Origin of the sequence: Streptomyces sp. NPDC096040 (assembly GCF_040303265.1) — a bacterium.
Classification (GTDB): Bacteria; Actinomycetota; Actinomycetes; order Streptomycetales; family Streptomycetaceae; genus Streptomyces.
The window spans coordinates 25475-51151 of sequence record NZ_JBEOTA010000007.1 but is presented as its reverse complement, the minus strand read 5'-3'; the positions used below and the strand labels follow the sequence as shown (position 1 = coordinate 51151).

Below are 25677 nucleotides of genomic sequence, written 5' to 3'. Positions count from 1 at the left end.
GATGCGTACGCTCTGCTCCTCCACCCTGATCGGCGAGTTCTTCGTCATCGGCTTCGCCGCGCTGGTCGCCATGAAGGACCCCGACCTGTCCACCTCCACGGTGTGGCTGGTCAGCGGCATCGCGATGTTCCTCTGCGTGGCCCTGTGCGGTGTGCTCACCCGGCCCGGAGGCATCGTCCTCGGCTGGGCCCTGCAGATCGCGCTGATCGCCTCCGGTCTCTTCGTGCCGACGATGTACTTCCTGGGCGTGGTCTTCGCCGCCCTGTGGTGGGCGTCGGTGCACTACGGCAGGAAGATCGACGAGGCGAAGGCGCGCTTCGCGGCAGAGGCGGCCCGGTCCACGGCCTCGGGAGCTGACGCTGCGTGACGGGCGCCCAGGGCCGCCCTGTAGCCTCTCCTCACCGCACACGTAAGTACCGCGAAGGAGCCCTCACGTGACTCAGCGCACCCTCGTCCTCCTCAAGCCCGACGCCGTCCGTCGAGGCCTGACCGGCGAGATCATCGGCCGTATCGAGCGCAAGGCCGACTGGCGGATCACCGCGCTGGAGCTGCGCTCCCTCGAGCGGGCGACGCTGGAGCAGCACTACGCCGAGCACGTCGGCAAGCCGTTCTACGAGCCGCTCGTCGAGTTCATGGCCTCCGGCCCGGTCGTCGCCCTGATCGTCGAGGGTGAGCGGGTCATCGAGGGCATCCGCGCGCTGGCCGGCCCCACCGACCCGATCGCCGCCGCGCCGGGTTCCATCCGCGGCGACTTCGGTGTGATCGTCCGCGAGAACCTGATCCACGCCTCCGACTCCGAGGAGTCCGCCGAGCGCGAGATCAAGATCTTCTTCCCGGACAGGCCCTAGCTCCGCGGGGCGGACACGCCCCGTACGGAGTTTTCGTGGATATTTTTGACGGGGCGTCAGTCCGATGGGCGGCGTGACCTGGGACGGTCGAATGATTTCGGCCGTCCCTCGGCATATGCGTGCCGATCGGGGGAACGAGTGGCCCCGTTGGACCGTCTCCACAAGCGAGGCGCCCCCGTACATGGTGACAATGGCGAAGACCCTCGCGCAGTGTTCGTGCAGGCGCGTCTACGATGGAAGCCTTCACGTCACAGCACCCGCTTCGCCGACCTGAAATGCCCTCAAAAGCTCCCGGGAAGGCCAGACGAATCCTGATGGGGAACTCAATGTCGTTCATCGGCCGTGACATGGCTGTCGACCTCGGGACCGCCAACACGCTGGTGTACGTCAGGGGTCGCGGGATCGTACTCAACGAGCCGTCCGTCGTCGCGATCAACACGAACACCGGTGGAATTCTGGCAGTCGGCGCGGAAGCGAAGAAGATGATCGGGCGCACGCCCGGCAACATCGTCGCCGTCCGTCCGCTGAAGGACGGCGTGATCGCCGACTTCGAGATCACCGAGCGGATGCTCCGCTACTTCATCCTGAAGATCCACAAGCGGCGGTACCTGGCGCGGCCGCGGGTGGTCGTGTGCGTGCCCTCCGGTATCACCGGTGTCGAGCGCCGCGCGGTGATCGAGGCGTCGTCGCAGGCCGGTGCCCGCCAGGTGCACATCATCGAGGAGCCCATGGCGGCCGCCATCGGTTCCGGCCTGCCGGTCCACGAGGCCACGGGCAACATGGTGGTGGACATCGGCGGCGGCACCACGGAGGTCGCGGTCATCTCGCTGGGCGGCATCGTCACCGCCCAGTCCATCCGTGTCGCGGGCGACGAGCTGGACAACGCGATCATCCAGCACATCAAGAAGGAGTACAGCCTCCTTCTCGGTGAGCGGACGGCCGAACAGATCAAGATCACGATCGGTTCGGCGTACGACCTCGACGATGACGAACACACCGAGATCCGCGGCCGGGACCTGGTGTCCGGGCTGCCGAAGACCGTGGTCATCTCGGCCGCCGAGGTCCGCAAGGCGATCGAGGAACCCGTCAACGCCATCGTCGACGCCGTCAAGACGACGCTCGACAAGTGCCCGCCGGAGCTGTCCGGCGACATCATGGACAGGGGAATCGTTCTGACCGGCGGCGGAGCACTGCTGCGCGGTCTGGACGAGCGGCTGCGCCGGGAGACCGGCATGCCGATCCACATCGCCGAGGACCCGCTGGACAGCGTGGCGCTCGGCTCCGGCAAGTGCGTCGAGGAATTCGAGGCGCTCCAGCAGGTCCTGGACGCCCAGCCGCGCAGATGAGGTAGCTCTTCGATTCCGCCGTGCGAGATGATCTCCTCTCGTGCGGCGGATCGTTGATATGGAGGCATAGGCTCACACGAACGAGCTCCGCCCCCGACTTCCCTGCGACTCACAAAACAAGCTCACGCAAGTTCCTATTGAGGAAGGCACGGCCGCCGCACGTGAGGGACACGAAAGAGAGCCGGCTGCTCCTGGTGCTGCTGATCGCCATCGCGTTCGCGTTGATCACGGTGGACATCCGAGGTGGCAGGAACTCCCCGGTCGACGGCGCCCGGCAGGCCGCGGCCGCGGTCTTCGGCCCGATCGAGAACGGCATGTCGACGGTGGTGGACCCGGTGGGCAACGCCGTCTCCGCCGTCCGGGACTCAGGCGAACGGCACGACCGGCTGGCCCGCCTGGAGAAGCAGAACGCGACCCTCAAGGCGAAGCTCGGCAGCGACGACCGCAACCGCAGCCGCCTCGGCCAGCTCGACAAGATGCTGAAGATGGCCGGCGAGGGCCAGTACGGCATCAAGGGCGCCCAGGTCATCGCCATAGGGTCGGCGCAGGGCTTCTCCTGGACCATCACCATCGACGTCGGCGCCAACGACGGCATCAAACGGGACATGACCGTGCTGAACGGCAACGGCCTGGTCGGCCGCGTCACCACCGTCGGCCCGGACGCCTCCACCGTACTGCTCGCCAACGACCCCGACTTCACCGTCGGCACCCGCATGGAGGGCAGCGACGAACTCGGTTTCGCCTCCGGCCAGGGCGACCGGCCGCTGCGCGTCGAGCTCCTCAACGGCAAGGCCGAGGTGAAGAAGGGCGACCGGCTCGTCACCTTCGGCTCCGAGGCCGACCGGCCCTTCGTGCCCGGTGTCCCGGTCGGCACGGTCTCCAGCGTCGACCCGTCCAACGGCGGCCTCACCCGCACCCTGTACGTCACGCCGTTCGTGTCCTTCACCAAGCTCGACATCGTCGGCGTGGTCGTCGAGCCACCGAAGAAGGATCCGCGCGACGAGGTGCTCCCGGCCAAACCGAAGCCGACCCCGACCCCGACGGTGACCGTCACGGTCACCCCGTCCGCGGACGCGAGCGCGAACGCGACCAACACCACCGGCCAGCAGCAGTAGGAGCTCAATCCCCATGCGTGTCAACCGGATCCTGCTCTCCTCCGCCCTGGTCGTCGTCGCCCTGGTGCTTCAGGTGAGCGTCCTGGGCCGTCTGCACCTGCCCGGCGCCGTCCCCGACCTGATGCTGCTCACCGTCCTCGGCCTCGCCATGGTGTACGGCCATGTGGGCGGCGCCCTCGTCGGCTTCGGCGCCGGACTGCTCGCCGACCTCGCCCCGCCGGCCGACCACGCGGCAGGCCGCTACGCCCTGGTGCTGTGCGTCGTCGGCTACTTCGCGGGCCTGATCAAGCCGGAGAACGGGCGGCTGAGGTCCGCGACCGGGCCGATGGTCGTCGTGGTCGCCGCCGCCATCGGCTCCACCCTGCTGTACGCGGGCGTCGGCGCCCTCGTCGGCGACACCGCCGCCCGCCATGTCGGCATGACCAGCCTGCTGATCACCGCCGCCCTCTACGACCTGCTGCTCGCCCCGTTCGTGGTCCCCGGCATCATGGCGCTGGCCCGCCGCGCCGACAACGACCCGCTGGCGGAGGCCAACTCCGGCACCAAGGCGGGCGACATCTCCTCCGGCTGGCTCTCCTCCGGCACCGGGCTGCGCATCGGCGGCCAGCGCGGCGGCCTCGGCTCCCTGAAGGCGAGGGCCCGCAGCCGCAGCGTCCGCGTCGGCCGGATCAAGGGGGTCAAGCGCCTGTGAGTGCGCGGGAGTTCACTCGGCGCCCCGGTGACGCGGCCCACAGCTTCGTCGTATATGACACAGACACACATCACTGAGAGGGGGAGGCAACCCAGTGACCAATATTCCCGAGACCGGCCGGACCCCACGGGTCCAGATCCGTCTCGTCGTCATCCAGATCCTCGTCCTCTCCCTGCTCGGCACCCTCGGCGGCCGCCTGTGGTACCTGCAGATCCGGGAGGGTGCCGAGTACCAGAGGGAAGCCTCAGGCAACCACGTCCAGCAGGTCGTAGACCCCGCCGTACGCGGTTCGATCCTGGACGCGCGCGGAGTGCCGCTCGCCGACAACGAGACCCGGCTGGTCGTCTCCGCCTCCCGTACCGACCTGCTCAAGCAGAAGGACGACGGCAAGGCGGTCCTGACCAAGCTCGCGGGCGTCCTGGGGATGAGCCCCACGGAGGTCATGCAGAAGGTCCGGCTCTGCGACTCCAAGACCCCCCAGCCCTGCTGGAACGGCTCGCCCTACCAGCCGATCCCGATCACCGACGAGGCCACCGCCAAGCAGGCCCTGCAGATCCGCGAGCGCGCCGAGGACTTCCCCGGTATCACCGCCGAGCCCGAGGCCGTGCGCCGCTACGCGAGCCCCGGCAAGTCCAACAGCGCACAGGTCCTCGGCTATCTCTCCCCGGTCACCGATGCCGAGATCCAGCAGGCCCAGAACACCGACTCGCCCTATCTGCGCTCCGACCAGGTCGGCCGCTCGGGACTTGAGCGCGAGTACGACAAGGAACTGCGCGGCAAGGCCGGCGTCACCCGCTACGAGGTGGACAACCTCGGCCGGGTCATCGGCAAGGCCGAGTCCGACGCCGCCGAGCCCGGTTCCAACCTGGTCACCAGCATCGACTCCCGGGTGCAGCGGGTCGCCGAGTACGAACTGGACAACGCGATGAAGATCGCCCGTACCCAGTACGACAAGATCACCGGTGAGAACTACAAGGCCGACTCCGGCGCCGTCGTCGTGATGGAGGCCAAGACCGGCCGGATCGTCGCCATGGCCTCCGCGCCGACCTACGACCCGAACGTCTGGGTGGGCGGCATCTCCGCCAAGGACTACAAGGCCCTCACCGGCAAGGACTCCGACTACCCGCTGCTGAACCGGGCCATACAGGGTCAGTCCGCGCCCGGTTCGACCTTCAAGGTGGTCTCCACGGCCGCCGCGGTCGAGGCCGGCTACCAGTGGGACGGCGGCTACCCCTGCACCAGTTCGTACTCGGTCGGCGGCCAGGTCTTCAAGAACTTCGAGGGCGAGAACTTCGGCCCCATCTCGCTGGGCCGCGCGCTCGAGGTCTCCTGCGACACCGTCTTCTACGGTCTCGCCGACCGTGAGTGGAAGAAGGACGGCGGCATCAACCCGAAGCAGGGCCAGCCCAAGGACTACTTCTACAAGACCGCCCATCAGTTCGGCCTCGGCAAGGAGACCGGCGTCGACCTCCCCAACGAGGTCACCGGCCGCGTCCCCGACCGCCAGTGGAAGCTCGACTACTGGAAGGCCAACAAGGACGCCTGGTGCAAGTCCGGGAAGAAGGACGGCACCTACGTCGAGAAGATCGCCTACGAGAACTGCCTCGAAGGCAACAAGATGCGCGAGGGCGACTCGATCAACTACTCCATCGGCCAGGGCGACACCCTCGTCACGCCGATCCAGGAGGCCATGATCTACGGGGCGCTCGCCAACGGCGGCACCGAGTACGTCCCGACCATCGGCAAGGCGATCGTCAGCGCCGACGGCAAGACGGTCAAGGAGATCAAGCCGAAGGTCAAGGCAAAGCTCCCGGTCACCCAGGCCACGCTCCAGGGCATGGACAAGGCCCTCGCGGGCGTCATCACCAGCGGTACCGCGGCCTGGAAGTTCCAGGGCTGGCCGCAGGACAAGATCGAGCTGCACGCCAAGACCGGTACCGCGGAGGTCTACGGCAAGCAGACCACGTCCTGGCTCGCCACGTACTCCAAGGACTACACGGTGGTCATGACGATCGCCCAGGCCGGTACCGGTTCCGGTGCCTCCGGTGAGGCGGTCCGCAACATCTACAGCGCGCTGTACGGCGTCGGCGCCGACGGCTCCATCGACAAGTCGAAGGCGCTGCTGCCCACCCCGCAGCAGGGCCTGCCGAAGATCCGCACGGACGGCACCATCGCCTCGCCGAAGATCTCCAAGGACCCGGCGAAGGACTTCCAGGCGAGCCAGCAGGGCGACAAGGGCGCCGACGGCCAGCAGCCCCCGGCCACCACGCCCTCACCGTCGACGGGCAACCGCAACACCCGAAGGCGGGCGCGCGGAAGGGGAAGCCGGAGGATGCCGACGTGACGAGCGTTTCTGGTGGGAGGTTCCCGGCATGACCGGCGTCAACAGCTTCTCCGTCTCCGGATACGGTCCCGCGCGGGCCGGCTGGACCCGGGTCTTCGCCCGTGACTCGCTGGCCCGCCGCCTGGACTGGCCGATACTGATGGCGGCCCTGGCCCTGTCCCTGCTGGGCTCGCTGCTGGTGTTCTCGGCCACCCGCAACCGCACCGAGATCAACCAGGGCGACCAGTACTACTTCCTGATCCGGCACCTGATGAACACCGGCATCGGACTCGCCCTGATGATCGGCACGGTCTGGATCGGCCACCGCCAGCTGCGCAACGCGGTACCGATCCTCTACGGCCTGTCGGTGCTCGGCATCCTCGCCGTACTCACCCCGCTGGGCTCCACCGTCAACGGCGCGCACTCCTGGATCGTGCTCGGCGGCGGCTTCTCGCTCCAGCCGTCCGAGTTCGTCAAGATCACGATCATCCTGGGGATGGCGATGATACTGGCGGCCCGGGTCGACGCCGGCGACAAGAAGTACCCCGACCATCGCACGGTGCTGCAGGCCCTCGGCCTCGCCTCCGTACCGATCCTGATCGTGCTCCTCATGCCCGACCTGGGCTCGGTCATGGTCATGGTCATCATCGTCCTTGGCGTGCTGCTGGCCTCCGGCGCCTCCAACCGCTGGATCTTCGGCCTGCTCGCGACGGGCCTGCTGGGCGCGATCGCGGTCTGGCAGCTGCACATCCTGGACGAGTACCAGATCAACCGCTTCGCGGCCTTCGCCAACCCCAACCTCGATCCCGCGGGCGTCGGCTACAACACCAACCAGGCCCGGATCGCCATCGGTTCCGGCGGCCTGACCGGCGCGGGCCTGTTCCACGGCTCGCAGACCACCGGCCAGTTCGTGCCGGAGCAGCAGACCGACTTCGTCTTCACGGTGGCAGGGGAGGAGCTGGGCTTCGTCGGCGCGGGCCTGATCATCGTGCTCCTCGGCGTCGTCCTGTGGCGCGCCTGCCGAATCGCCCGTGAGACGACCGAGCTGTACGGCACGGTCGTGGCGGCGGGAATCGTGGCGTGGTTCGCGTTCCAGTCCTTCGAGAACATCGGCATGACCCTCGGGATCATGCCGGTCACCGGCCTTCCGCTGCCGTTCGTGTCATACGGCGGGACGTCGATGTTCGCGGTGTGGGTGGCGGTGGGGCTGCTGCAGTCGATCAGGGTGCAGCGCCCGATGTCGGCCTAGCCGGACGCTCTGAGGGTGGGGTGAACGCGCCGTTTCCCGCGCGTTCACCCCACCTCATTTTCATGTTGGCTTCCGATTTACCTACTGTGCCCGCTGTCCCTCCGGCAGGGGGGCCACTAGATTCGGTTCATGGCGGATGCGAAGCGTGAAATCGAGCGCAAGTACGAATCCGATGAGAGTGGACTGCCCGACCTGACCGGAGTCGCCGGCGTGGCGAACGTCCTGGACAAGGGCACCGCCGAACTCGACGCGACCTACTACGACACCTCCGACCTGCGCCTGGCCTCGGCCGGAGTCACCCTGCGCCGCCGCACCGGAGGCAGCGACGCCGGCTGGCACCTCAAACTCCCCGTGGCGCCCGGCATCCGCGACGAGATCCACGCCCCGCTCTCCGACACCGTCCCCGACGAACTGGCCGCCCTGGCCCGCTCCAGGGTCCGCGAAGGCCAGCTGGTCCCGGTGATCCGGCTGCGCACCACCCGCGACATCCAGCACCTCGTCGACGCGGACGGCGCCCTGCTCGCCGAGGCGAGCGTGGACCGCGTCCGGGCCGAGCGGCTCTTCGGCGGCGAGGGCAAGGCCCAGTGGACCGAGATCGAGGTGGAACTCGCCGACGGCACCGACCCGTCCTTCCTCGACAAGGTGGAGAAACGGCTGGGCAAGGCGGGCGTACGGCCGTCGAAGTCCCCCTCGAAACTGGCCCGCGCACTGGCCGAGACCAAGGGCGGCAAACCCCACCCGCCGAAGCCGGACTCCGGCGCACCGGTCACGGCCGGCGACCACGTCCTGGCCTACGTCCGCGCCCAGCGGGACGCGATCGCCGAGCTCGACCCCGCCGTACGCCTGGACACCGAGGAAGGCGTCCACGACATGCGGGTGGCCACCCGCCGACTGCGCAGCACCTTCCGCTCCTTCCGCAAGGTCCTCGACCGGGAGGTCACCGACCCCGTCGCGGACGAGCTGAAGTGGCTGGCCGGAGAACTGGGCCTGGGCCGCGACCTGGAAGTCCTCGCCGAACGCCTGATGACGGCCCTGGAGGAGCTCCCCCGCCCCCTCGTCTCCGGCCCCGTCCACGACCGTCTGCGCGCCTGGGCCGAGGCCGGCGAGCGCGGCTCCCGGCGCCGGCTGCTCGGCGTCCTCGACTCCAAGCGCTACCTGGACCTCCTGGACACCCTGGACGCCCTCGTCGCCGACCCGCCGCTGCTGAAGGCGGCGGCCGGGAAGCCGGAGAAGGTGCTCGCCAAGGCCGTACGCAAGGACTTCGCGAAGGTGACCGACCTGATCGAGACGGCCATGGAGCAGCCCCCCGGCCACGACCGCGACCTCGGCCTGCACGAGGCCCGCAAGAAGGCCAAGCGCACCCGCTACGCGGCCGAGGCGGCCAGCCCCGCCCTCGGCAAGCCGGCGAAGACCATGGTCAAGTCCATGAAGTCGCTGCAGAGCATGCTCGGCGAGCACCAGGACAGCGTGATGGCCCGCGAGACCCTGCGCGAGCTGTCCGCGGTGGCCCACGCCGCCGGGGAGAGCGCGTTCACGTACGGGCTGCTGTACGGCCGCGAGGAGCAGCGGGCGGTGGCGGTGGAGGCCGAGACACCGGGCGTCTGGAAGGAGATCAAGAAGGATGCGCCCGTCTGAGCGGGCGTACGGGGGACACCGCCGGGCGCGCTAGTCTGGATGGTCACCCTTGTCAGCTCACAAAGGTCCGCGAGATGCCTGCCGAAGCCGCCGCCCAGGTCGCCGAGTCCGTGTTCCCGCAGCTCGAAGCTCTGCTCCCGCATGTGCAGAAGCCGATCCAGTATGTCGGCGGAGAGCTCAACTCCACGGTCAAGCCATGGGAGTCCTGCGACGTCCGCTGGGCACTCATGTACCCCGACGCGTACGAGGTCGGCCTGCCCAACCAGGGCGTCATGATCCTCTACGAGGTCCTCAACGAGCAGGAGGGCGTCCTCGCCGAGCGCACGTACAGCGTGTGGCCGGACCTGGAGGCGCTGATGCGCGAGCACCGCGTCCCGCAGTTCACAGTGGACAGCCACCGGCCGGTCGGCGCCTTCGACGTGCTGGGCCTGAGCTTCTCCACGGAACTCGGCTACACCAACATGCTCACGGCCCTGGACCTGGCCGGCATCCCCCTGGAGTCGAAGGACCGCGGCCTGGACGACCCCATCGTCCTGGCGGGCGGCCACGCGGCCTTCAACCCCGAACCCATCGCCGACTTCGTCGACGCCGTGATCATCGGCGACGGCGAGCAGGCCGTCCTCGACATGACGAAGATCATCCGCGAGTGGAAGGCGGAGGGCCGCCCCGGTGGCCGCGAAGAGGTCCTCTTCCGCCTGGCGAAGACGGGTTCGGTGTACATCCCGGCGTTCTACGACGTCGAGTACCTCCCGGACGGCCGAATCGCGCGCGTGGTCCCCAACAAGTCGGGCGTCCCGTGGCGGGTCAGCAAGCACACCGTCATGGACCTGGACGAATGGCCGTACCCGAAGCAGCCGCTCGTCCCCCTGGCCGAGACGGTCCACGAGCGCATGTCCGTGGAGATCTTCCGCGGCTGCACACGCGGCTGCCGCTTCTGCCAGGCCGGCATGATCACCCGCCCCGTGCGCGAGCGCTCGATCACGGGCATCGGCGAGATGGTCGACAAGGGCCTGAAGGCGACGGGCTTCGAGGAGGTCGGCCTGCTCTCCCTGTCCTCCGCGGACCATTCGGAGATCGGCGACATCGCGAAGGGCCTGGCCGACCGCTACGAGGAAGACAAGATCGGCCTCTCCCTCCCCTCCACGCGTGTCGACGCCTTCAACGTCGACCTGGCGAACGAGCTGACGAGGAACGGCCGCCGCTCCGGCCTCACCTTCGCCCCCGAGGGCGGCTCGGAACGCATGCGCAAGGTCATCAACAAGATGGTCTCGGAAGAGGACCTGATCCGCACGGTCGCCACCGCCTACGGAAACGGCTGGCGCCAGGTGAAGCTGTACTTCATGTGCGGCCTCCCCACAGAGACCGACGAGGACGTCCTCCAGATCGCCGACATGGCGATGAACGTCATCCAGAAGGGCCGCGAGGTCTCCGGCCAGGGCGACATCCGCTGCACGGTCTCGATCGGCGGCTTCGTCCCCAAGCCGCACACCCCCTTCCAGTGGGCCCCGCAGCTGAGCGCGGAGGAAACGGACGCGCGCCTCGAAAAGCTCCGGGACAAGATCCGCGGCGACAAGAAGTACGGCCGCTCGATCGGCTTCCGCTACCACGACGGCAAGCCCGGCATCGTGGAGGGCCTGCTCTCCCGCGGCGACCGCCGCATCGGCGCGGTGATCCGCGCGGTCTACGAGGACGGCGGCCGCTTCGACGGCTGGCGCGAGCACTTCTCCTACGACCGCTGGATGACCTGCGCGGAGAAGACGCTGCCCGCCTTCGGCGTGGACGTCGACTGGTACACGACGCGTGAGAAGACGTACGAGGAGGTCCTGCCCTGGGACCACCTCGACTCGGGCCTCGACAAGGACTGGCTCTGGGAGGACTGGCAGGACGCCCTCGACGAGACGGAGGTCGAGGACTGCCGCTGGACGCCCTGCTTCGACTGCGGGGTGTGTCCGCAGATGGACACCGCCATTCAAATCGGCCCGACCGGCAAGAAGTTGCTCCCGCTTACGGTCAAGAACGCGGGTCCGACGCCGACTCCGACCGGTCACACGCACTGACGTGAGCGAGGCACTCGATCGGGCGGTTGAGGCGCTGGCGGGGGAGAGGGAAAATGTCGTCCTCATGGACGTCAGCCGGGAGCGCCGCAGAGTGGATCTTGCCCGGCGGCCGGCTACCAGTTGATCTCGGTCAGGAGGAAGGGCTTGTCCTCCGGGGCTTGCTTGCGGGCCCGTAGAACTTGTTCGGCGGGTGGGCCTAACGGTACGCGCAGCGGTGGGTCGGGCCGCTCGATCGTCTGCGCCGCGGTGACGGCCACGTCCTCCGGGGTGACCGCCTCCCCGCGCAGGGCGCCCAGTGACTCGTACAGCGGGGTGTAGGGGTCGTTCTCCTTGAGGAACACCTTGGCGCGTTCGGCGCCGCCCGACAACAGGCCGCGGCGGCTGCCCGAACCCGTCACGCCGTCGCCCTCCCGCGGTTGATCACCTGACCTGATCACGTGATCACGGGGAGGTGGTCCGGATGCCGTTCCGCCGGGGGAGTGACAGACTGGGTTTTCTGAGTCGGCGGGCTGTGGCGGAGGCCGGTCGCTGACCAGTTGGGAACCGTCCATGACTGCTGAGACCCCCGAAGTGCGGTACTCGCCGGACGAAACCGCTCTTCTGATCGTCGACCCCTACAACGACTTCCTTTCCGAAGGCGGCAAGTTGTGGCCCCGGGCGAAGGAAGTGGCGGAGGGCGTAGGCCTGCTCGACCATATGCGGACCGCGCTCGCAACGGCCCGTGGCCAGGGATTTCGTGTCTTCGTCGTGCCTCATCATCGGACGACCCCGAGCGACTACGCCACCTGGGACCACCTGTCCCCGACCCAGCGGCGCGTCGTCGCCCAGCAGACGTTCGCCGAGGGCAGCTGGGGCGCCGAGTGGCACCCCGACTTCCAGCCGGGGGAAGGTGAGATCGTCGTACGGCAGCACTGGGCGTCCAGCGGTTTCGCCAACACCGACCTCGACTTCATGCTGAAGCAGCACCACATCCGGAAGATCGTGCTGATCGGGATGCGGGCCAACACCTGTGTGGACACCACCGCCCGCTACGGCCAGGAGCTGGGGTACCACGTGACCCTCGTCCGCGATGCCATCGCCTCCTTCAGCTGGGAGGAGATGACCGCGACCTTCGACCTCAACGCGCCCCTGTACGCCCATGCCGTCGTCACCACCGAGGAGTTCGTCCGGATGGCGGGCGGCGGCGGGGCCGGCGAAGGCTCCCGGGAGAACGGAGGCGACGGTCATGAGCAGTGGTGAGCGGGGCGGCGCGCCCGGCGGACTGGGCGGCCAGACGGTCGTGGTGGTGGGCGGCAGCGCGGGCATCGGTCTGGAGACCGCGCGGCAGGTGCGGGCGGCCGGCGGTGAGCTGGTGCTCGTGGCGCGCAACGCCGAGCGGCTCCAGCGGGCCGCGCAGGAGTTGCATCCGCTGAGCACGGCTGTGTTCGACGCCCACGACACGGAACGGCTGGAGCGTTTCATCGGGGAGCTGCCCGGGCGGGTCGACCATGTGCTGGTCACGGCGGGAAGTCCGTCGTACGCCCCCCTCGACGAGCTTGATCTGACCGAGGCCGCGCGGGACTTCGGCGGTCGTCTCGCGATGGTGCTGGCGGTGGCGCGGGCGAGCCGGGGGAAGGTCAGGGCCGGCGGGACGCTGCTGTTCATCGGCGGGACGGGCGGCCGGCGGCCCGCGGCCGGGATGGCGGTGACGGGCGCCCTCACCGCGGCGCTGCCCGCACTGACCGCCAACCTGGCGCTGGAGGTCGCGCCGATCCGGGTCAACCTCATCGCGGCCGGGTTCGTGGACACACCGCTGTCGGCCTCCCTGCTGGGCGACCGACTCGAAGCGCGACGCGAGGAGTTGAGGAGGATGCTGCCCATCGGGCGGGTGGTCGGTCCGGCGGACGTCGCCGCCCTCGCGGTGCACCTCATGGTCAACGACGCCCTCACCGGCGTCACCTATGACATCGACGGCGGTCAGCAGCTCCTCGCGCACTGACCAGCCGTACCGCGGGTCCGGTCGTCGAGGGTGTCGCCTCCGAGACGGGAAGTGCAAGCCATGGACATGAAACTCGAGGTCGTCGTGGTGCCGGTGTCCGACGTGGACCGGGCCAGGGACTTCTATACGGCGCTGGGCTGGCGGCTCGACGCGGACGTGGCCACCGACGGGGAGTTCCGGGTGGTGCAGGTGACCCCACCGGGTTCCCCGGCGTCGGTCATCTTCGGCGAGTCGGTCACCGAGCAGGCGCCCGGCTCGGCCCGGGGGCTGCACCTGGTCGTCGACGACATCGACACCGCCCACGACGAGCTGGCGCGGCACGGCGCAGACCCGAGTGAGGTGTTCCACGACGCCGGCGGTGTCTTCCACCACGCCGACGGTGACGCCCGGGTGCCCGGTCCGGAACCGCACCACGGCAGCTACGGTTCCTTCCTGTCGTTCAGCGACCCGGACGGCAACGGCTGGCTCCTGCAGGAGGTCACCGACCGGCTGCCGGGACGGCTGGATCCCGCGGCCACCTCGTTCGCCTCGGCCGAGGACCTGGCGGATGCCCTGCGGCGGGCCGCGGCGGCGCACGGCGAGCACGAGGCCCGCACCGGCGCGGAGGACCCCAACTGGCCGGACTGGTACGCGCGGTACATGGCGAGCGAGCAGGCCGGGACGGAACCGCCCGCGTGATCCGGTGCTCCGGTGACAGGGCCGGCGCGGCAGCGCCCTGCTGGGCCCCGACATCCTGCGGCGGTTCCGGAACGAACCGAACCTGACCGTGCCGTGCCCCGCCGGCGTCGTACCGCGCCAACGCCGTACAGCGCGGCCCCCCGCCTTCCGGTGGCGCGAGAGGGCCTTACGCCCTGAGCTTCGGCTGCCGTCAGCTCAGTGCGGTCTCGGCCGTGCGGACGGCGCGCAGGGCGCGGTCGACCGTTTCCTGGTTCTCGCCGACCGGGGCCACGTAGTCGAGGACCCCGCGGGCGGCGTCCTCGCCGAGAGTCCGGGTGATCACCCACGTGGCGAGGTACTGGGACGCCAGGCAGCCACCGGCCGTGGCGATGTTCCCCTCGGCGTGGAACGGCGTGTCCAGGACGGTGACCCCGGACGCCTCGACGAAGGGCCGGGTCTTGCGGTCCGTGCAGACGGGCATGCCGTCCAGCAGACCGAGCCGGGCGAGCACCAGCGCGCCGGAGCACTGCGCGCCGATCAGCTGCCGGGAGGGGTCGAGCCGCAGCCGGGAGATCAGCCGGTCGTCGGCGACCACGTCCCGTGCCCGCACTCCGCTGCCGACCAGCACGACGTCGGCTTCGGTCACGAACTCCGTCGGGCGCTGCCCGGTCACCTCGACGCCGTTCATCGACGTGACCACCGGTGTCGGTGTCGTGATGAAGGCCTCCAGGCCGTCCTTGCGGCACCGGTTGATCAGCGCGGCGGCGATGAAGCTGTCGAGTTCGTTGAATCCGTCGAAGGTGAGTACGGCTACCTGCATGGCATCTCCTCGGAGCGCAGCGCGGACCCCGATTTTCGCAGGAGGCCCATGCAATGCACCGATGACCTGCTGTGATGTGCCCCACGGACTCTTGTCGCGGGGCCACCCCCCTGCCTAAATTCGGTCATATGTCCAGTCATGATGCCGCCCTTCCCGCCGAACCGGTCGACTTCGCCGTCGACCTCACCGGGCACGAGATGACCCGGCGCGCCCACGTCATGGCGGCTCTCGGCGCCGACTGGGATCCCGTCGAGAGCGTGCGCGGTGAGGAGGAGGCGTACGACATGCTGTACTCCGGGCTCGACGAGGAACAGCAGCGGCTGTACGACTCGCTCGTCGCGGCCGGGGTGCTGCCCCGGCGCTGATTCCCAGCCCCAGGACGCGGTGGCGCTACGGCGTCAGCACGATGCGGCCGAACACCTCCCCGGCGTCCGTCTTCCGGTGCGCCACAGCCTGCGGTGAAACCGTGACACGACCGCCATGGAAGGCGCACCGGCCCGGCCGCACAATCGGGGAGACCGAAGGCCGGCGACACGCGGGGGAGTTGGCGGGCATGGAACTGGAACTGGGCTACGACCTGCTGGGCAGCAGACTCCGCTCCATCGGGGACGTCCAACTGACCTACGGTCGGTGGGGCGGCAGGCCTCGGGCGCTCGGGCCGTACCCGCTGGAGTACGACATGCTCGGCAGCCGGCTGCGGTGGATCGGCGACATCGAGATCGGGTACGGCCGCCTCGGCAGCGTCCCGAGGACGTTCGGGACGTGGGACGTCGAGTGCGCCGCCTGGTCCGGGATACCGCGCCGCATCGGGCCGTACCCCGTGGAACACCCCAGGTTCAGCGGCCGGGCGAGCGCGGTCGGCCCGCTCGCCGTGTCGTACGACGCCCTCGGCAGCCGCCCCCGCCGCATCGTGCTCCCCAAGGACCTGCACACCCTCCCGGACGACCTCCTCCGCGTCCTCTTCCTGGTCCTGCACCTCCAGGCGGAACGCAACAAGAGGTCGTCCGCGGCCTCATAGACAGGCGAAGGCCCCGCCGGACGGATCCGGCGGGGCCCTGGAGGTGACGGCAGGTCAGACGGCGGCCGCGTACTTCGGGTTGTCGCCGTACTGGTTCTGCTCCGGCTTGCTGTCGGAGGCGAGCCAGACCAGCACGAAGATCCAGCCGACCAGCGGGATGATGCCGATCAGGATCGCCCAGCCCGAACGGCCGGTGTCGTGCAGTCGGCGGACCGCGACCGCGAGGCCCGGCAGGAAGACCGCCAGGCTGTAGATCGCGCCGAGGGCGGCGAACCCGATGACCCGCCCGATGACCGCCAGCACGATGCTGATGATCAGGTTGAACAGAAAGAACATCCAGTATTCCTGCCGACGCGCACGGCCGCTGAACACCGCGTACTTCTTCAGTACGTCCACGTACCAGTTCATTACTCGTCCCCCAAGGACCAAGAATGGTTCAAGATTTCGCTGGTGCTCAGCAAATCAAGCCGCCATGGCCGGATCCATTCAGATTGGCGTGTGCGGGTCAACCGTTACCGTGTCGCCGCCGTTCGGTGATCAAGGGTGGCCGATCGCATCCGCGTGGCACGCGATAGCGTCTCTTCGGCCATGGACATGCAGAAACAGCCGCAGCGGCGCCCACAACCGCAGGCGCAGCACCCCGAGGGGTGTCTCGTCGTAGCGATCAGGATCCCCGTCCGAATCTTCGTGTTCCTGGTGGTGCTGCCGGTACGCCTGCTCTGGGACGCGTTCGCCGCCGGCGCACGGTTCCTGTGGCGCCACCTCGTCGTCCCGGTCGCACGATTCCTGTGGCGGTACGGCCTGACCCCCGCCGGCCGCGCCATCGGCCGGCTCCTGCACGTGCTCCTCGTCGTCCCGCTGATCTGGCTGTACCGCTACCTGCTCACCCCCCTCGGCCACGCCCTCGGGTGGCTCCACGCGCGCGTGCTCACCCCGATCGGCCATGCGGTGCTGTGGCTCCTGACGCCCGTCGCCCAAGCCGTCGCCTGGGTGTTCGAGCAGCTCCTCGGCGCCCTGTACTGGATCACGCGGGTGCTCCTCGTCCTGCCCGCCGTCGCCCTGTGGCGCTGGGTCCTCACCCCGGTCGGCCATGTCCTCGGCATCGTCCTGAAGGAGATCCGGGACGCCCTCGGTCACGCCTGGCGGGCCACCGGACACGTCGCACGCGCCGTCGGACGGGTTCTGGGAACCCTCTTCCGGTGGATCTTCCTGGAACCGGTGCGCCGGCTCTACCGGACCGTTCTCACCCCGGTCGGACACGTCGTGCGCGACCTCGTGCTGCACCCCGCCGCGCAGGTCGCACATGCCGTCGGACGGGCCGTCCGCCAGGCCCGCGCCGACCTGCGCCGCGCCCTGTTCGGCGAGCCGGGCCGGCCGGCGGCCGTGGACCGCCGGGAACCCGTGGGCCGCGACACACGTACTCTTGATGGATAGAAGCACACAGCAGCACGGCCCCCGCGGCACGGCTGCTGCTCTCACGAGAATCGCGAAGGACTGACGACACTGGGCAAGCGACAGCCCGAAGGCCCGCCGCCCGCACCGGCGGTGCAGCGCATCCGACTGCGCTACACCAAGCGCGGCCGCCTCCGGTTCACCAGCCACCGTGACTTCCAGCGCGCCTTCGAGCGTGCGCTGCGCCGCGCCGAGGTGCCGATGGCCTACTCGGCGGGGTTCACCCCGCACCCGAAGGTGTCGTACGCCAATGCCGCACCCACCGGCACGGGCAGCGAGGCCGAGTATCTGGAGATCGCGCTCACCGCGGCCCGCGACCCGGAGCGACTGCGCGTCCTCCTCGACGAGTCCCTGCCCACCGGGCTCGACATCGTCGACGCGGTCGAGGCACGGACGTCCGGACTGGCCGACCGGCTCACCGCCTCCGTGTGGGAGCTGCGGCTGGCAGGCCTGGACCCGGTGGAGGCCGCACAGGCCGTCGCCGCGTTCAACTCGGCTGAGGCCGTCGAGGTCCAGCGCATGACCAAGAACGGCGTACGGACCTTCGACGCCCGCCCCGCGGTCGTACAACTTGAAACGCACAATGAAACGGCTGATAGGCCGAGCGACCAGCCCTGTGCGATACTGCGGCTGGTTGTTCGGCACGTGACGCCTGCCGTACGACCCGACGACGTCCTGTCCGGTCTCCGCGCCGTGGCCGACCTGGCGCCGCCGGTCCCCGCAGCGGTGACCAGGCTGGCGCAGGGGCTGCTCGATGAAGAGACCGGCACGGTGACCGACCCGCTCGCGCCCGACCGCGAGGCAGCGGAGGCCCTTTCGAAGGCCGAACCCGCTGCCGCCGCGACGGCGTCGGCGTAAGGAAGGTCCCGCGAAGGACGTACGTCGTAGCGCCGCCCTCGTACTCGGGAGCCATCTGGGTCGGGCAGCGCACCAACCAGAAGACTTTCGCCAGGCCGTCCGCGACAAGGCGTACGGAACCGGCGAGACAGGACACAGAGAGCTCCTGTGCGGCGTCCGCGCCCCACACGGCGGCACCGCGCATCGCGCGAGCCGTGGACGTCACCGGCGGTCGCTCGAACCGAACGACGCCGGACCAGGCGCGGCGCCCGGGAGCCTGACGGGAGAACCGCCCGCATGCTCGAACCGACCGAGCCCACCGAGGGCTCCGAACTGAACACCCCCAGCGACACCCTGCCGCCGCGCAGGCGTCGCCGTGCCGCGTCCCGCCCCGCGGGACCGCCCGCCGAGGCGAGCGAGGCCGTGGCCGAGATCACCACGCCGGCCATACCGGCCGCCGAGTCGTTCTCGGAGCCCGCGGAGGCTGCCGAGAAGACGGACACGGAAGAGGCCGCGGAGGCTGCCGCGGTCGCCGAGGAGGCCGTGCCCGCAGCGCGTAGCCGCCGCCGGGCGACCCGCCGGGCCTCGGCACCCGCCGGTTCCCCGACGGGAGCCGAGGCCGCCGACACCGCCGAGACCGTCCTTCCCGTGACCGCCGCCGAGCCCGCCGAGGCCACGCCCGCGGCCGAGGCCGTCGAGACCGCCGTACAGGGCGACGAGGAGGCCGCACCGCGCCGCACGCGCCGGCGTGCCACGCGACGCGTCTCCGCGCCCACCGAGGCCGCCGAGAAGGAAGAGGCCGTCGAGACCTCTGCGGCTACCGAGGCCCCTGAGGTCTCCGAAGCTGCTCCGGTTTCCGAGGCCGCCGCAACCGATGAAGAGACCGTGCCCGCGGCGCGTACCCGCCGTCGGGCGACCCGCCGCGCGTCGGCGCCCGCCGGTAACCCGGTGACAGCCGAGACCGTCGCTCAGACCACCGAAGCCGTGGAAACCGCCGAGGCCGTCAAGGCCGTCGACGAGAGCGGTGAGGCAACCCTCGCCCCCGAGGCGGAGCCCACCGCGCCCGCGCCACGCACCCGACGCCGTGCCACCCGTCGGGTCGCCGCACCCGCCGGCGCGCCCGAGGCCGCCGCCGAAGCCCCCGCCGCGGCTCAGCCGCAGGCCGCCGAGGCCCCGGCCGTCACCTCCGCCACCGAGGCCCCCGCCGCCGAGGAGCCGCAGACCGAGGCACCGCGGCGCCGGCGCCGGGTCGTGCGACAGGCCGCCATCGGGTTCTCCGAGCCCGCCGCCGCGGAGACGCCCGCCGAGGAGGAGTCGCAGCGCCGCCCCGCCCGGCCCGCCGTGGCCGTGTTCCAGGCGCCCGTGTTCACCGAGCCGAAGTTCCAGACCCCGGAGCGCGCCGCCGCCGAAGCGGCCGCCGTGGCCGCCGGCACGGAGGAGCCCGAGGAACTCGCCCCGTACCAGCCGGAGCCGGCCGAGCAGCCCGAGCAGGCCGAGGCCGGTTCGCGCCGCCGGCGCCGCCGCCGGGGTGCCGCCGAGGAGACCCCGGCCGCCGCACCCGCCGCCGAGGACGAGACCGAGGAGCCGGAGGAGCCCGCCGAGGACGTCGAGGACGCCGCCGACGCAGACGGTGAGGACGAGGCCGAGGAAGCCGGTTCCCGCCGCCGTCGCCGCCGCGGTGGCCGTCGCCGCCGCCGCGGTGACGCCGGCGAGGGCGCCGACGCCGACAGCGACGAGCTGGCCGCGGAGCAGGCCGAGCAGGACGCCGAGGACACCGCCGAACAGGAGGAAGAGGACGACGAGGACGCCCACGACGAGGCCGGCGGCTCCTCCAGCAGCCGTCGTCGTCGTCGCCGTCGGCGTCGCGCCGGGGACACCTCCGTCGACACCGAGCCCGGCGAGAACGACCCGGAGCGCACGGTCGTCAAGGTCCGCGAGCCCCGCAAGCCGTCCGAGCCGTCCGACGAGGTGCAGTCCATCAAGGGCTCCACGCGTCTGGAAGCAAAGAAGCAGCGTCGCCGCGAAGGCCGCGAGCAGGGCCGCAGGCGCGTCCCGATCATCACCGAGGCCGAGTTCCTCGCCCGCCGCGAGGCCGTCGAGCGTGTGATGGTCGTACGCCAGTACGGCGACCGCACCCAGATCGGCGTCCTGGAGGACGGCGTGCTCGTCGAGCACTACGTCAACAAGGAGCAGGCCACCTCGTACGTCGGCAACGTCTACCTGGGCAAGGTCCAGAACGTGCTGCCCTCGATGGAGGCCGCCTTCATCGACATCGGCAAGGGCCGCAACGCCGTCCTGTACGCCGGTGAGGTCAACTTCGAGGCGCTCGGCATGGCCAACGGGCCCCGCCGGATCGAGGCCGCCCTGAAGTCCGGCCAGTCCGTCCTCGTCCAGGTGACGAAGGACCCGATCGGCCACAAGGGCGCCCGTCTGACCAGCCAGGTCTCCCTCCCGGGCCGCTACCTCGTGTACGTCCCCGAGGGCTCGATGACCGGCATCAGCCGCAAGCTGCCCGACACCGAGCGGGCCCGGCTGAAGACCATCCTCAAGAAGATCGTCCCCGAGGACGCGGGCGTCATCGTGCGCACCGCCGCCGAGGGCGCGAGCGAGGACGAGCTGCGCCGTGACGTCGAACGGCTCCAGGCGCAGTGGGAGGAGATCCAGAAGAAGTCGAAGAACGGCGGCAGCTCGAACGCGCCGACGCTGCTGTACGGCGAGCCGGACATGACCGTCCGGGTCGTCCGCGACATCTTCAACGAGGACTTCTCCAAGGTCGTCGTCAGCGGTGACGAGGCCTGGGAGACCGTCCACGGTTACGTCTCGCACGTCGCCCCCGACCTCGCCGGCCGGCTGTCGAAGTGGACCTCCGAGGTCGACGTCTTCGCCACCTACCGGATCGACGAGCAGCTCGCCAAGGCCCTGGACCGCAAGGTCTGGCTGCCCAGCGGCGGTTCGCTGGTCATCGACCGGACCGAGGCGATGGTCGTCGTCGACGTCAACACCGGCAAGTTCACCGGTCAGGGCGGCAACCTCGAGGAGACGGTCACCAGGAACAACCTGGAGGCGGCCGAGGAGATCGTCCGCCAGCTGCGGCTGCGCGACCTCGGCGGCATCATCGTCATCGACTTCATCGACATGGTCCTGGAGTCCAACCGCGACCTGGTGCTGCGCCGCCTGCTCGAATGCCTCGGACGTGACCGTACGAAGCACCAGGTGGCCGAGGTGACCTCGCTGGGGCTCGTCCAGATGACCCGCAAGCGGGTCGGGCAGGGCCTGCTGGAGTCCTTCTCCGAGACCTGCGTGCACTGCAACGGCCGTGGCGTCATCGTCCACATGGAGCAGCCCAGCTCCGGCGGCGGCGGTGGCGGCGGCAAGCGCAAGAAGCGCGGGCGCGGCGGCGACGGACACGAGCACGACCACGACCACGACGTGCACGAGACCCACGCGGCCGTTGCCGACGGGGCCCTCGAGCACGCCGAGGCCGTCCAGGCGGTCGAGACGGCGGCGGAGGTCGCGGCCGAGGCCGCCGGGCCCGTCGCGCTGCCCGCCCCCGAGTTCGCGCCGGACGAGGAGCTGTACAGCAGCGTCGCGGAGGCGGAGGCCGCGGCCGGCCGTGGCCGTACCCGCCGCCGGGCGAGCCGCCGGGCCTCGGCTCCGGCCGGGGCGCCCAGGGAGCGCGCGGGCCGCGACCGGGCCGCCGAGGCCGAGACGCCGACCGCCCAGGCCGTACCGGCCGCCGAGGAGGCCGAGCGTGAGGTGCTGCCGGAGCCGGCCGCCGAGGCGCACGCCGAGCCGGTCGCCGTGGAGGACCCGGTCGTCCAGGCCCCCGAGGCCCCGGCCGCCGAGGAGACCGCGTCCAAGGGCCGTACGCGTCGCCGTGCCACCCGGAAGGTGTCGGCGCCCGCCGGTTCCCCGGCGGGGGCCGAGACGGCCGTGGTGACCGTCGTCGCCGAGACCGCCCCGGCGGCCGAACCGGTGGCGGAGCCGGTGATGGAGGCGGCGGAGGAGCCCGAGGCGGCCGCGTCCGCCGAGAGCGCCGCCCCGGCCCGGCCGCGCCGCCGCGCGGTGCGCAAGGCCACCGCGCCGACCGCGTCGGAGGAGGCCGCCGTCGTGGTCGTACCGTCGGCGGAGGCCGCCGAGCAGCCGCGGACGCCGGTCACCGGTGAGGCTGCCGAGGTCGCCGGTGAGGGCGTCGAGGAGGCCGCTCCGGCCAAGAAGACGGCCCGTAAGACGGCTGCGAAGAAGACCGCCGCGAAGAAGACGGCCGCGAAGAAGACCGCGGCCAAGAAGACGGCGGCGAAGAAGACGACGGCCAAGAAGGCGGCCAAGACCGCCAAGACGGCCGCCGCCAAGTCGACGGCGAAGAAGACCAGCGTGGTCACCACCGCCTCCGACGAGGGCTGACGCCCGGGTGTGGGGCCGGTTCGTGCGACCGGCCCCGCACTCCGCGGGGCCTGTTCGGAGTGACCGGCCCCACACCTCCCGGGGCCCGGTTTGACCCCCTCGGCCACCGCCCCGTAACCTTGACCGTCGGCGTGTCCATGGATATGAGGACGTGCCACATCCCCGTAAACCTCTTCCTCCGGAGCACACGGTGTTCCGGAGAGGCCGCCCGCGTGCCGGACGGCTGGACTGCGGGGGTGCCGTTCCCGAGCGAGAGAGTGAGATCCGCGTGTACGCCATCGTGCGCAGCGGTGGTCGCCAGCACAAGGTTGCTGTCGGCGACATCGTTGAGGTTGACAAGATTTCCACTGCCAAGGTTGGCGACACGGTCGAGCTCTCGACCCTGCTCGTTGTCGACGGCGAGGCCGTGACCAGCGACCCGTGGGTGCTGGCCGGCATCAAGGTCCAGGCCGAGGTCGTGGACCACCACAAGGGCCAGAAGATCGACATTCTGCGCTACAAGAACAAGACCGGTTACCGGCGTCGCCAGGGCCACCGCCAGCAGTACACGGCGATCAAGGTCACTGAGATCCCCGCGGCTGCGAAGTAAGGGACTGAGGAGAGATGGCACACAAGAAGGGCGCATCGTCCACCCGTAACGGTCGTGACTCCAACGCTCAGCGCCTCGGCGTGAAGCGCTTCGGCGGTCAGGTCGTCAACGCGGGCGAGATCCTGGTCCGCCAGCGCGGCACCCACTTCCACCCCGGTGCCGGCGTCGGCCGTGGCGGCGACGACACGCTGTTCGCGCTGCAGCCGGGTGCGGTGGAGTTCGGTACCCACCGTGGCCGCAAGGTCGTGAACATCGTTCCGGTCGCCTGAGTCTCAAGTCTCAAGTCTCAGGGTCTTCAGGTCCTCTGAAGGTCTTCTGACCGCACGGCTCAGACCGAACGTTTCGCGAGGCGGACCTCACTTCCCGATCGGGAAGGCGGGTCCGCCTTTCGCGTGTTGACATAGGTATCACCCCGTAAGTAACTGGAGGCACCCCACCATGACCACCTTCGTGGACCGCGTCGAGCTGCACGTCGCCGCGGGTAACGGAGGCCACGGCTGTGCCTCCGTTCACCGGGAGAAGTTCAAGCCGCTCGGCGGCCCCGACGGCGGCAACGGCGGCCGGGGCGGCGACGTCATCCTGACCGTCGACCAGTCCGTGACGACCCTCCTCGACTACCACCACTCCCCGCACCGCAAGGCCACCAACGGCAAGCCCGGCGAGGGCGGCAACCGGGCCGGCAAGGACGGACAGGACCTCGTCCTGCCGGTGCCCGACGGCACCGTGGTGCTCGACAAGGCGGGCAACGTCCTCGCCGACCTCGTCGGCCACGGCACCTCGTACGTCGCCGCCCAGGGCGGCCGCGGCGGCCTCGGCAACGCGGCCCTCGCCAGCGCCCGCCGCAAGGCCCCCGGCTTCGCCCTGCTCGGCGAGCCCGGAGACCTCCAGGACATCGTCCTGGAGCTGAAGACCGTCGCCGACGTGGCCCTGGTCGGCTACCCCAGCGCCGGCAAGTCCTCGCTGATCTCCGTGCTGTCGGCCGCCAAGCCGAAGATCGCCGACTACCCGTTCACCACCCTCGTCCCCAACCTGGGCGTGGTGACGGCCGGTTCGACCGTCTACACCATCGCCGACGTCCCCGGACTCATCCCCGGCGCCAGCCAGGGCAGGGGCCTCGGCCTGGAGTTCCTGCGGCACGTCGAGCGGTGCAGCGTCCTCGTCCACGTCCTGGACACCGCCACCCTGGAGTCCGAACGCGACCCCCTCTCCGACCTCGACGTCATCGAGGAGGAGCTCAAGCAGTACGGCGGCCTCGACAACCGGCCCCGGATCGTCGTCCTCAACAAGACCGACGTCCCCGACGGCAAGGACCTCGCCGACATGGTCCGCCCCGACCTGGAGGCCCGCGGCTACCGCGTCTTCGAGGTGTCGGCGGTCGCCCACCTCGGCCTGCGTGAGCTGTCGTTCGCGCTCGGCGAGCTGGTCGCCCAGGCCCGCGCCGCCAAGCCCAAGGAGGAGGCGACCCGGATCGTCATCCGGCCCAAGGCCGTGGACGACGCCGGCTTCACCGTCACCCAGGAGGAAGACGGTCTCTTCCGGGTGCGCGGCGAGAAGCCCGAACGCTGGGTCCGCCAGACCGACTTCACCAACGACGAGGCCGTCGGCTACCTCGCCGACCGCCTCAACCGCCTCGGCGTGGAAGAGGCGTTGATGAAGGCCGGTGCCCGCAGCGGCGACGGCGTCGCCATCGGCCCCGAGGACAACGCCGTCGTCTTCGACTGGGAGCCGTCCATGATGTCCGGCGCCGAGATGCTCGGCCGCCGCGGCGAGGACCACCGCTTCGAGGAACAGCGCCCCGCCGTACAGCGCCGCCGCGACCGCCAGGCGGAGCGCGACGAGTCGCTGCGGGAGTACGGCGACTTCGACCCGTTCGAGGAGTGACGGGGCAGGGGGCCGCGGTACCGCGGGGGCCTGCGGTACCGCGGGTTCTCAGCCCGTCACGGCCGGCTTGAGGACGTCCTTGCACCACTGCCGGAACGTCGTCGGCGTCGTCGACTCCGCGGTGCGCGGCTCGGCGTTGGCCAGGCCCCTGTTCTTCGCCTCGAACATGTCGACCATTCCCTGTGCCATCCCCTCGGTCATCCCGAAGCCGGTCATGCGCTCCTTGAACGCCGCGCCGGTGACCTGCCGGTAGCCGACCTCGGTGCCCAGCACCTCGGAGGCGATCCGGGCCATGTCGTTCGGCGACAGATCCTCGGGACCGAGGCATGCGACCTCGCCGGACCTCGTCCAGGTGCCGTCGAGCAGCAGTCGTACGGCGGTCGCCGCGATGTCCCGGGCAGCTACGGCCCCGGAGCCTTCAGTCCGGATGCTCGCCCGCACCACCGACCTCGTCGCACTCACCGTCGCCGACTGGCTCGACGACACCATCGAGGCGCTGGGCCTGCGCACCTTCCCGGTCCCGCTCGACCTGGCGCCCCTCGACTTCGGTATGGCCCGGCACCCGCGCAACTCGGCCGACCCGGGCCACCGCTGGTTCCGCGACCGGCTGGCGGCGGCGGTCACGCCTCCCGCCGGGGCGGTCCCGGCTTCCGCGGAGGCGGTCACCGCTCCCGCGGAGGGCGGCTCGCGCCACGGGCGACTCGGTCCGCCGTCAGGTCGGGGGCCAGTGGTCTGTTCCTCTGACGCCGGGGGTCGCCCATCGTCTGCCTAGTTGTC

General features: G+C 70.4%; 25 protein-coding genes. 21 read left to right on the top strand and 4 right to left on the bottom strand.

Translation table 11 applies throughout. The features are described 5' to 3' along the window. Position 1 precedes the first annotated feature (1 nt). The 9 genes from ABTY98_RS10825 (at position 2) to ABTY98_RS10785 (ending at position 11264) form a co-directional block, all read left to right on the top strand. A complete protein-coding gene (locus tag ABTY98_RS10825; RefSeq protein ID WP_352220542.1) occupies positions 2–367 on the top strand; it encodes a DUF4233 domain-containing protein in 366 nt (121 codons plus the stop codon). Positions 368–434: 67 nt separating this feature from the next. After that, a complete protein-coding gene (gene ndk, locus ABTY98_RS10820; protein WP_352220541.1) occupies positions 435–848 on the top strand; it encodes a nucleoside-diphosphate kinase in 414 nt (137 codons plus the stop codon). A 326-nt stretch (positions 849–1174) separates the two neighbouring features. After that, positions 1175–2194: a rod shape-determining protein gene (locus tag ABTY98_RS10815; RefSeq protein ID WP_189314032.1), complete on the top strand. Its 1020-nt coding sequence runs from the start codon at positions 1175–1177 to the stop codon at positions 2192–2194. Positions 2195–2355: 161 nt separating this feature from the next. Beyond that, the gene (gene mreC / locus ABTY98_RS10810) at positions 2356–3309 is read left to right on the top strand and encodes a rod shape-determining protein MreC (protein ID WP_352220540.1); all 954 of its coding nucleotides are present in this window, start codon (positions 2356–2358) and stop codon (positions 3307–3309) included. 13 nt (positions 3310–3322) lie between these two features. Continuing rightward, a complete protein-coding gene (gene mreD, locus ABTY98_RS10805) occupies positions 3323–4000 on the top strand; it encodes a rod shape-determining protein MreD (RefSeq protein WP_352220539.1) in 678 nt (225 codons plus the stop codon). A 94-nt stretch (positions 4001–4094) separates the two neighbouring features. Beyond that, complete coding sequence (gene mrdA / locus ABTY98_RS10800; RefSeq protein WP_352220538.1) at positions 4095–6344, top strand: penicillin-binding protein 2; 2250 nt, start codon at positions 4095–4097, stop codon at positions 6342–6344. Between the two features lie 28 nt (positions 6345–6372). Beyond that, complete coding sequence (gene rodA / locus ABTY98_RS10795) at positions 6373–7572, top strand: rod shape-determining protein RodA (RefSeq protein ID WP_352220537.1); 1200 nt, start codon at positions 6373–6375, stop codon at positions 7570–7572. 129 nt (positions 7573–7701) lie between these two features. After that, complete coding sequence (locus ABTY98_RS10790) at positions 7702–9207, top strand: CYTH and CHAD domain-containing protein (RefSeq protein WP_352220536.1); 1506 nt, start codon at positions 7702–7704, stop codon at positions 9205–9207. Between the two features lie 74 nt (positions 9208–9281). Beyond that, positions 9282–11264: a TIGR03960 family B12-binding radical SAM protein gene (locus ABTY98_RS10785; protein ID WP_352220535.1), complete on the top strand. Its 1983-nt coding sequence runs from the start codon at positions 9282–9284 to the stop codon at positions 11262–11264. Positions 11265–11377: 113 nt separating this feature from the next. Here ABTY98_RS10785 and ABTY98_RS10780 read toward each other — a convergent pair whose 3' ends face one another. After that, on the bottom strand, positions 11378–11662 hold the full coding sequence (locus tag ABTY98_RS10780) for a hypothetical protein (protein WP_352220534.1): 285 nt from the start codon (positions 11660–11662) through the stop codon (positions 11378–11380). Between the two features lie 151 nt (positions 11663–11813). Here ABTY98_RS10780 and ABTY98_RS10775 point away from each other — a divergent pair, with 151 nt between their 5' ends. The 3 genes from ABTY98_RS10775 to ABTY98_RS10765 are packed head-to-tail and all read left to right on the top strand — an operon-like array spanning position 11814 to position 13920. Then, the gene (locus ABTY98_RS10775) at positions 11814–12503 is read left to right on the top strand and encodes a cysteine hydrolase family protein (protein WP_352220533.1); all 690 of its coding nucleotides are present in this window, start codon (positions 11814–11816) and stop codon (positions 12501–12503) included. Continuing rightward, on the top strand, positions 12490–13242 hold the full coding sequence (locus ABTY98_RS10770) for an SDR family oxidoreductase (RefSeq protein ID WP_352220532.1): 753 nt from the start codon (positions 12490–12492) through the stop codon (positions 13240–13242). Before ABTY98_RS10775 ends, ABTY98_RS10770 begins: the two co-directional genes overlap by 14 nt. A gap of 60 nt (positions 13243–13302) precedes the next feature. Then, positions 13303–13920: a VOC family protein gene (locus tag ABTY98_RS10765; protein WP_352220531.1), complete on the top strand. Its 618-nt coding sequence runs from the start codon at positions 13303–13305 to the stop codon at positions 13918–13920. Positions 13921–14110: 190 nt separating this feature from the next. Here the strand turns inward: ABTY98_RS10765 and ABTY98_RS10760 are convergent, their stop codons facing one another. Further along, the gene (locus ABTY98_RS10760) at positions 14111–14719 is read right to left on the bottom strand and encodes a DJ-1/PfpI family protein (RefSeq protein WP_352220530.1); all 609 of its coding nucleotides are present in this window, start codon (positions 14717–14719) and stop codon (positions 14111–14113) included. Between the two features lie 128 nt (positions 14720–14847). Between ABTY98_RS10760 and ABTY98_RS10755 the strand changes: the two genes are divergently transcribed. Continuing rightward, a complete protein-coding gene (locus ABTY98_RS10755; protein ID WP_352220529.1) occupies positions 14848–15084 on the top strand; it encodes a DUF6400 family protein in 237 nt (78 codons plus the stop codon). Positions 15085–15272: 188 nt separating this feature from the next. Beyond that, complete coding sequence (locus ABTY98_RS10750) at positions 15273–15737, top strand: hypothetical protein (RefSeq protein WP_352220528.1); 465 nt, start codon at positions 15273–15275, stop codon at positions 15735–15737. Between the two features lie 54 nt (positions 15738–15791). Here ABTY98_RS10750 and ABTY98_RS10745 read toward each other — a convergent pair whose 3' ends face one another. Then, the gene (locus ABTY98_RS10745; RefSeq protein ID WP_352220527.1) at positions 15792–16145 is read right to left on the bottom strand and encodes a DUF805 domain-containing protein; all 354 of its coding nucleotides are present in this window, start codon (positions 16143–16145) and stop codon (positions 15792–15794) included. Between the two features lie 180 nt (positions 16146–16325). On the opposite strand from ABTY98_RS10745, the gene ABTY98_RS10740 reads away from it, so the two are divergent. The 6 genes from ABTY98_RS10740 (at position 16326) to obgE (ending at position 24900) form a co-directional block, all read left to right on the top strand. Continuing rightward, complete coding sequence (locus ABTY98_RS10740; protein ID WP_352220526.1) at positions 16326–17171, top strand: hypothetical protein; 846 nt, start codon at positions 16326–16328, stop codon at positions 17169–17171. 111 nt (positions 17172–17282) lie between these two features. Beyond that, positions 17283–18047, top strand: a complete 765-nt coding sequence (locus ABTY98_RS10735; protein ID WP_352220525.1) for a TIGR03936 family radical SAM-associated protein — start codon at positions 17283–17285, stop codon at positions 18045–18047. A 276-nt stretch (positions 18048–18323) separates the two neighbouring features. After that, entirely contained in the window at positions 18324–22430 is a 4107-nt protein-coding gene (locus tag ABTY98_RS10730; RefSeq protein ID WP_352220524.1) for a ribonuclease E/G, read from the top strand. A 268-nt stretch (positions 22431–22698) separates the two neighbouring features. After that, positions 22699–23019 carry a 50S ribosomal protein L21 gene (gene rplU, locus ABTY98_RS10725; RefSeq protein ID WP_030217740.1) on the top strand — a complete coding sequence of 107 codons (321 nt, stop codon included), beginning with the start codon at positions 22699–22701 and terminating at the stop codon, positions 23017–23019. 14 nt (positions 23020–23033) lie between these two features. Further along, on the top strand, positions 23034–23288 hold the full coding sequence (gene rpmA / locus ABTY98_RS10720; protein ID WP_020940020.1) for a 50S ribosomal protein L27: 255 nt from the start codon (positions 23034–23036) through the stop codon (positions 23286–23288). A 169-nt stretch (positions 23289–23457) separates the two neighbouring features. After that, positions 23458–24900 carry a GTPase ObgE gene (gene obgE, locus ABTY98_RS10715; protein ID WP_352220523.1) on the top strand — a complete coding sequence of 481 codons (1443 nt, stop codon included), beginning with the start codon at positions 23458–23460 and terminating at the stop codon, positions 24898–24900. Positions 24901–24948: 48 nt separating this feature from the next. Here the strand turns inward: obgE and ABTY98_RS10710 are convergent, their stop codons facing one another. After that, the gene (locus ABTY98_RS10710) at positions 24949–25341 is read right to left on the bottom strand and encodes a Rossmann-fold NAD(P)-binding domain-containing protein (protein ID WP_352220522.1); all 393 of its coding nucleotides are present in this window, start codon (positions 25339–25341) and stop codon (positions 24949–24951) included. Here ABTY98_RS10710 and ABTY98_RS10705 point away from each other — a divergent pair. Beyond that, the gene (locus tag ABTY98_RS10705; protein ID WP_352220521.1) at positions 25328–25672 is read left to right on the top strand and encodes a type 2 periplasmic-binding domain-containing protein; all 345 of its coding nucleotides are present in this window, start codon (positions 25328–25330) and stop codon (positions 25670–25672) included. The two genes, ABTY98_RS10710 and ABTY98_RS10705, sit on opposite strands and share 14 nt — an antisense overlap. The last annotated feature ends 5 nt before the right edge of the window (positions 25673–25677 follow it).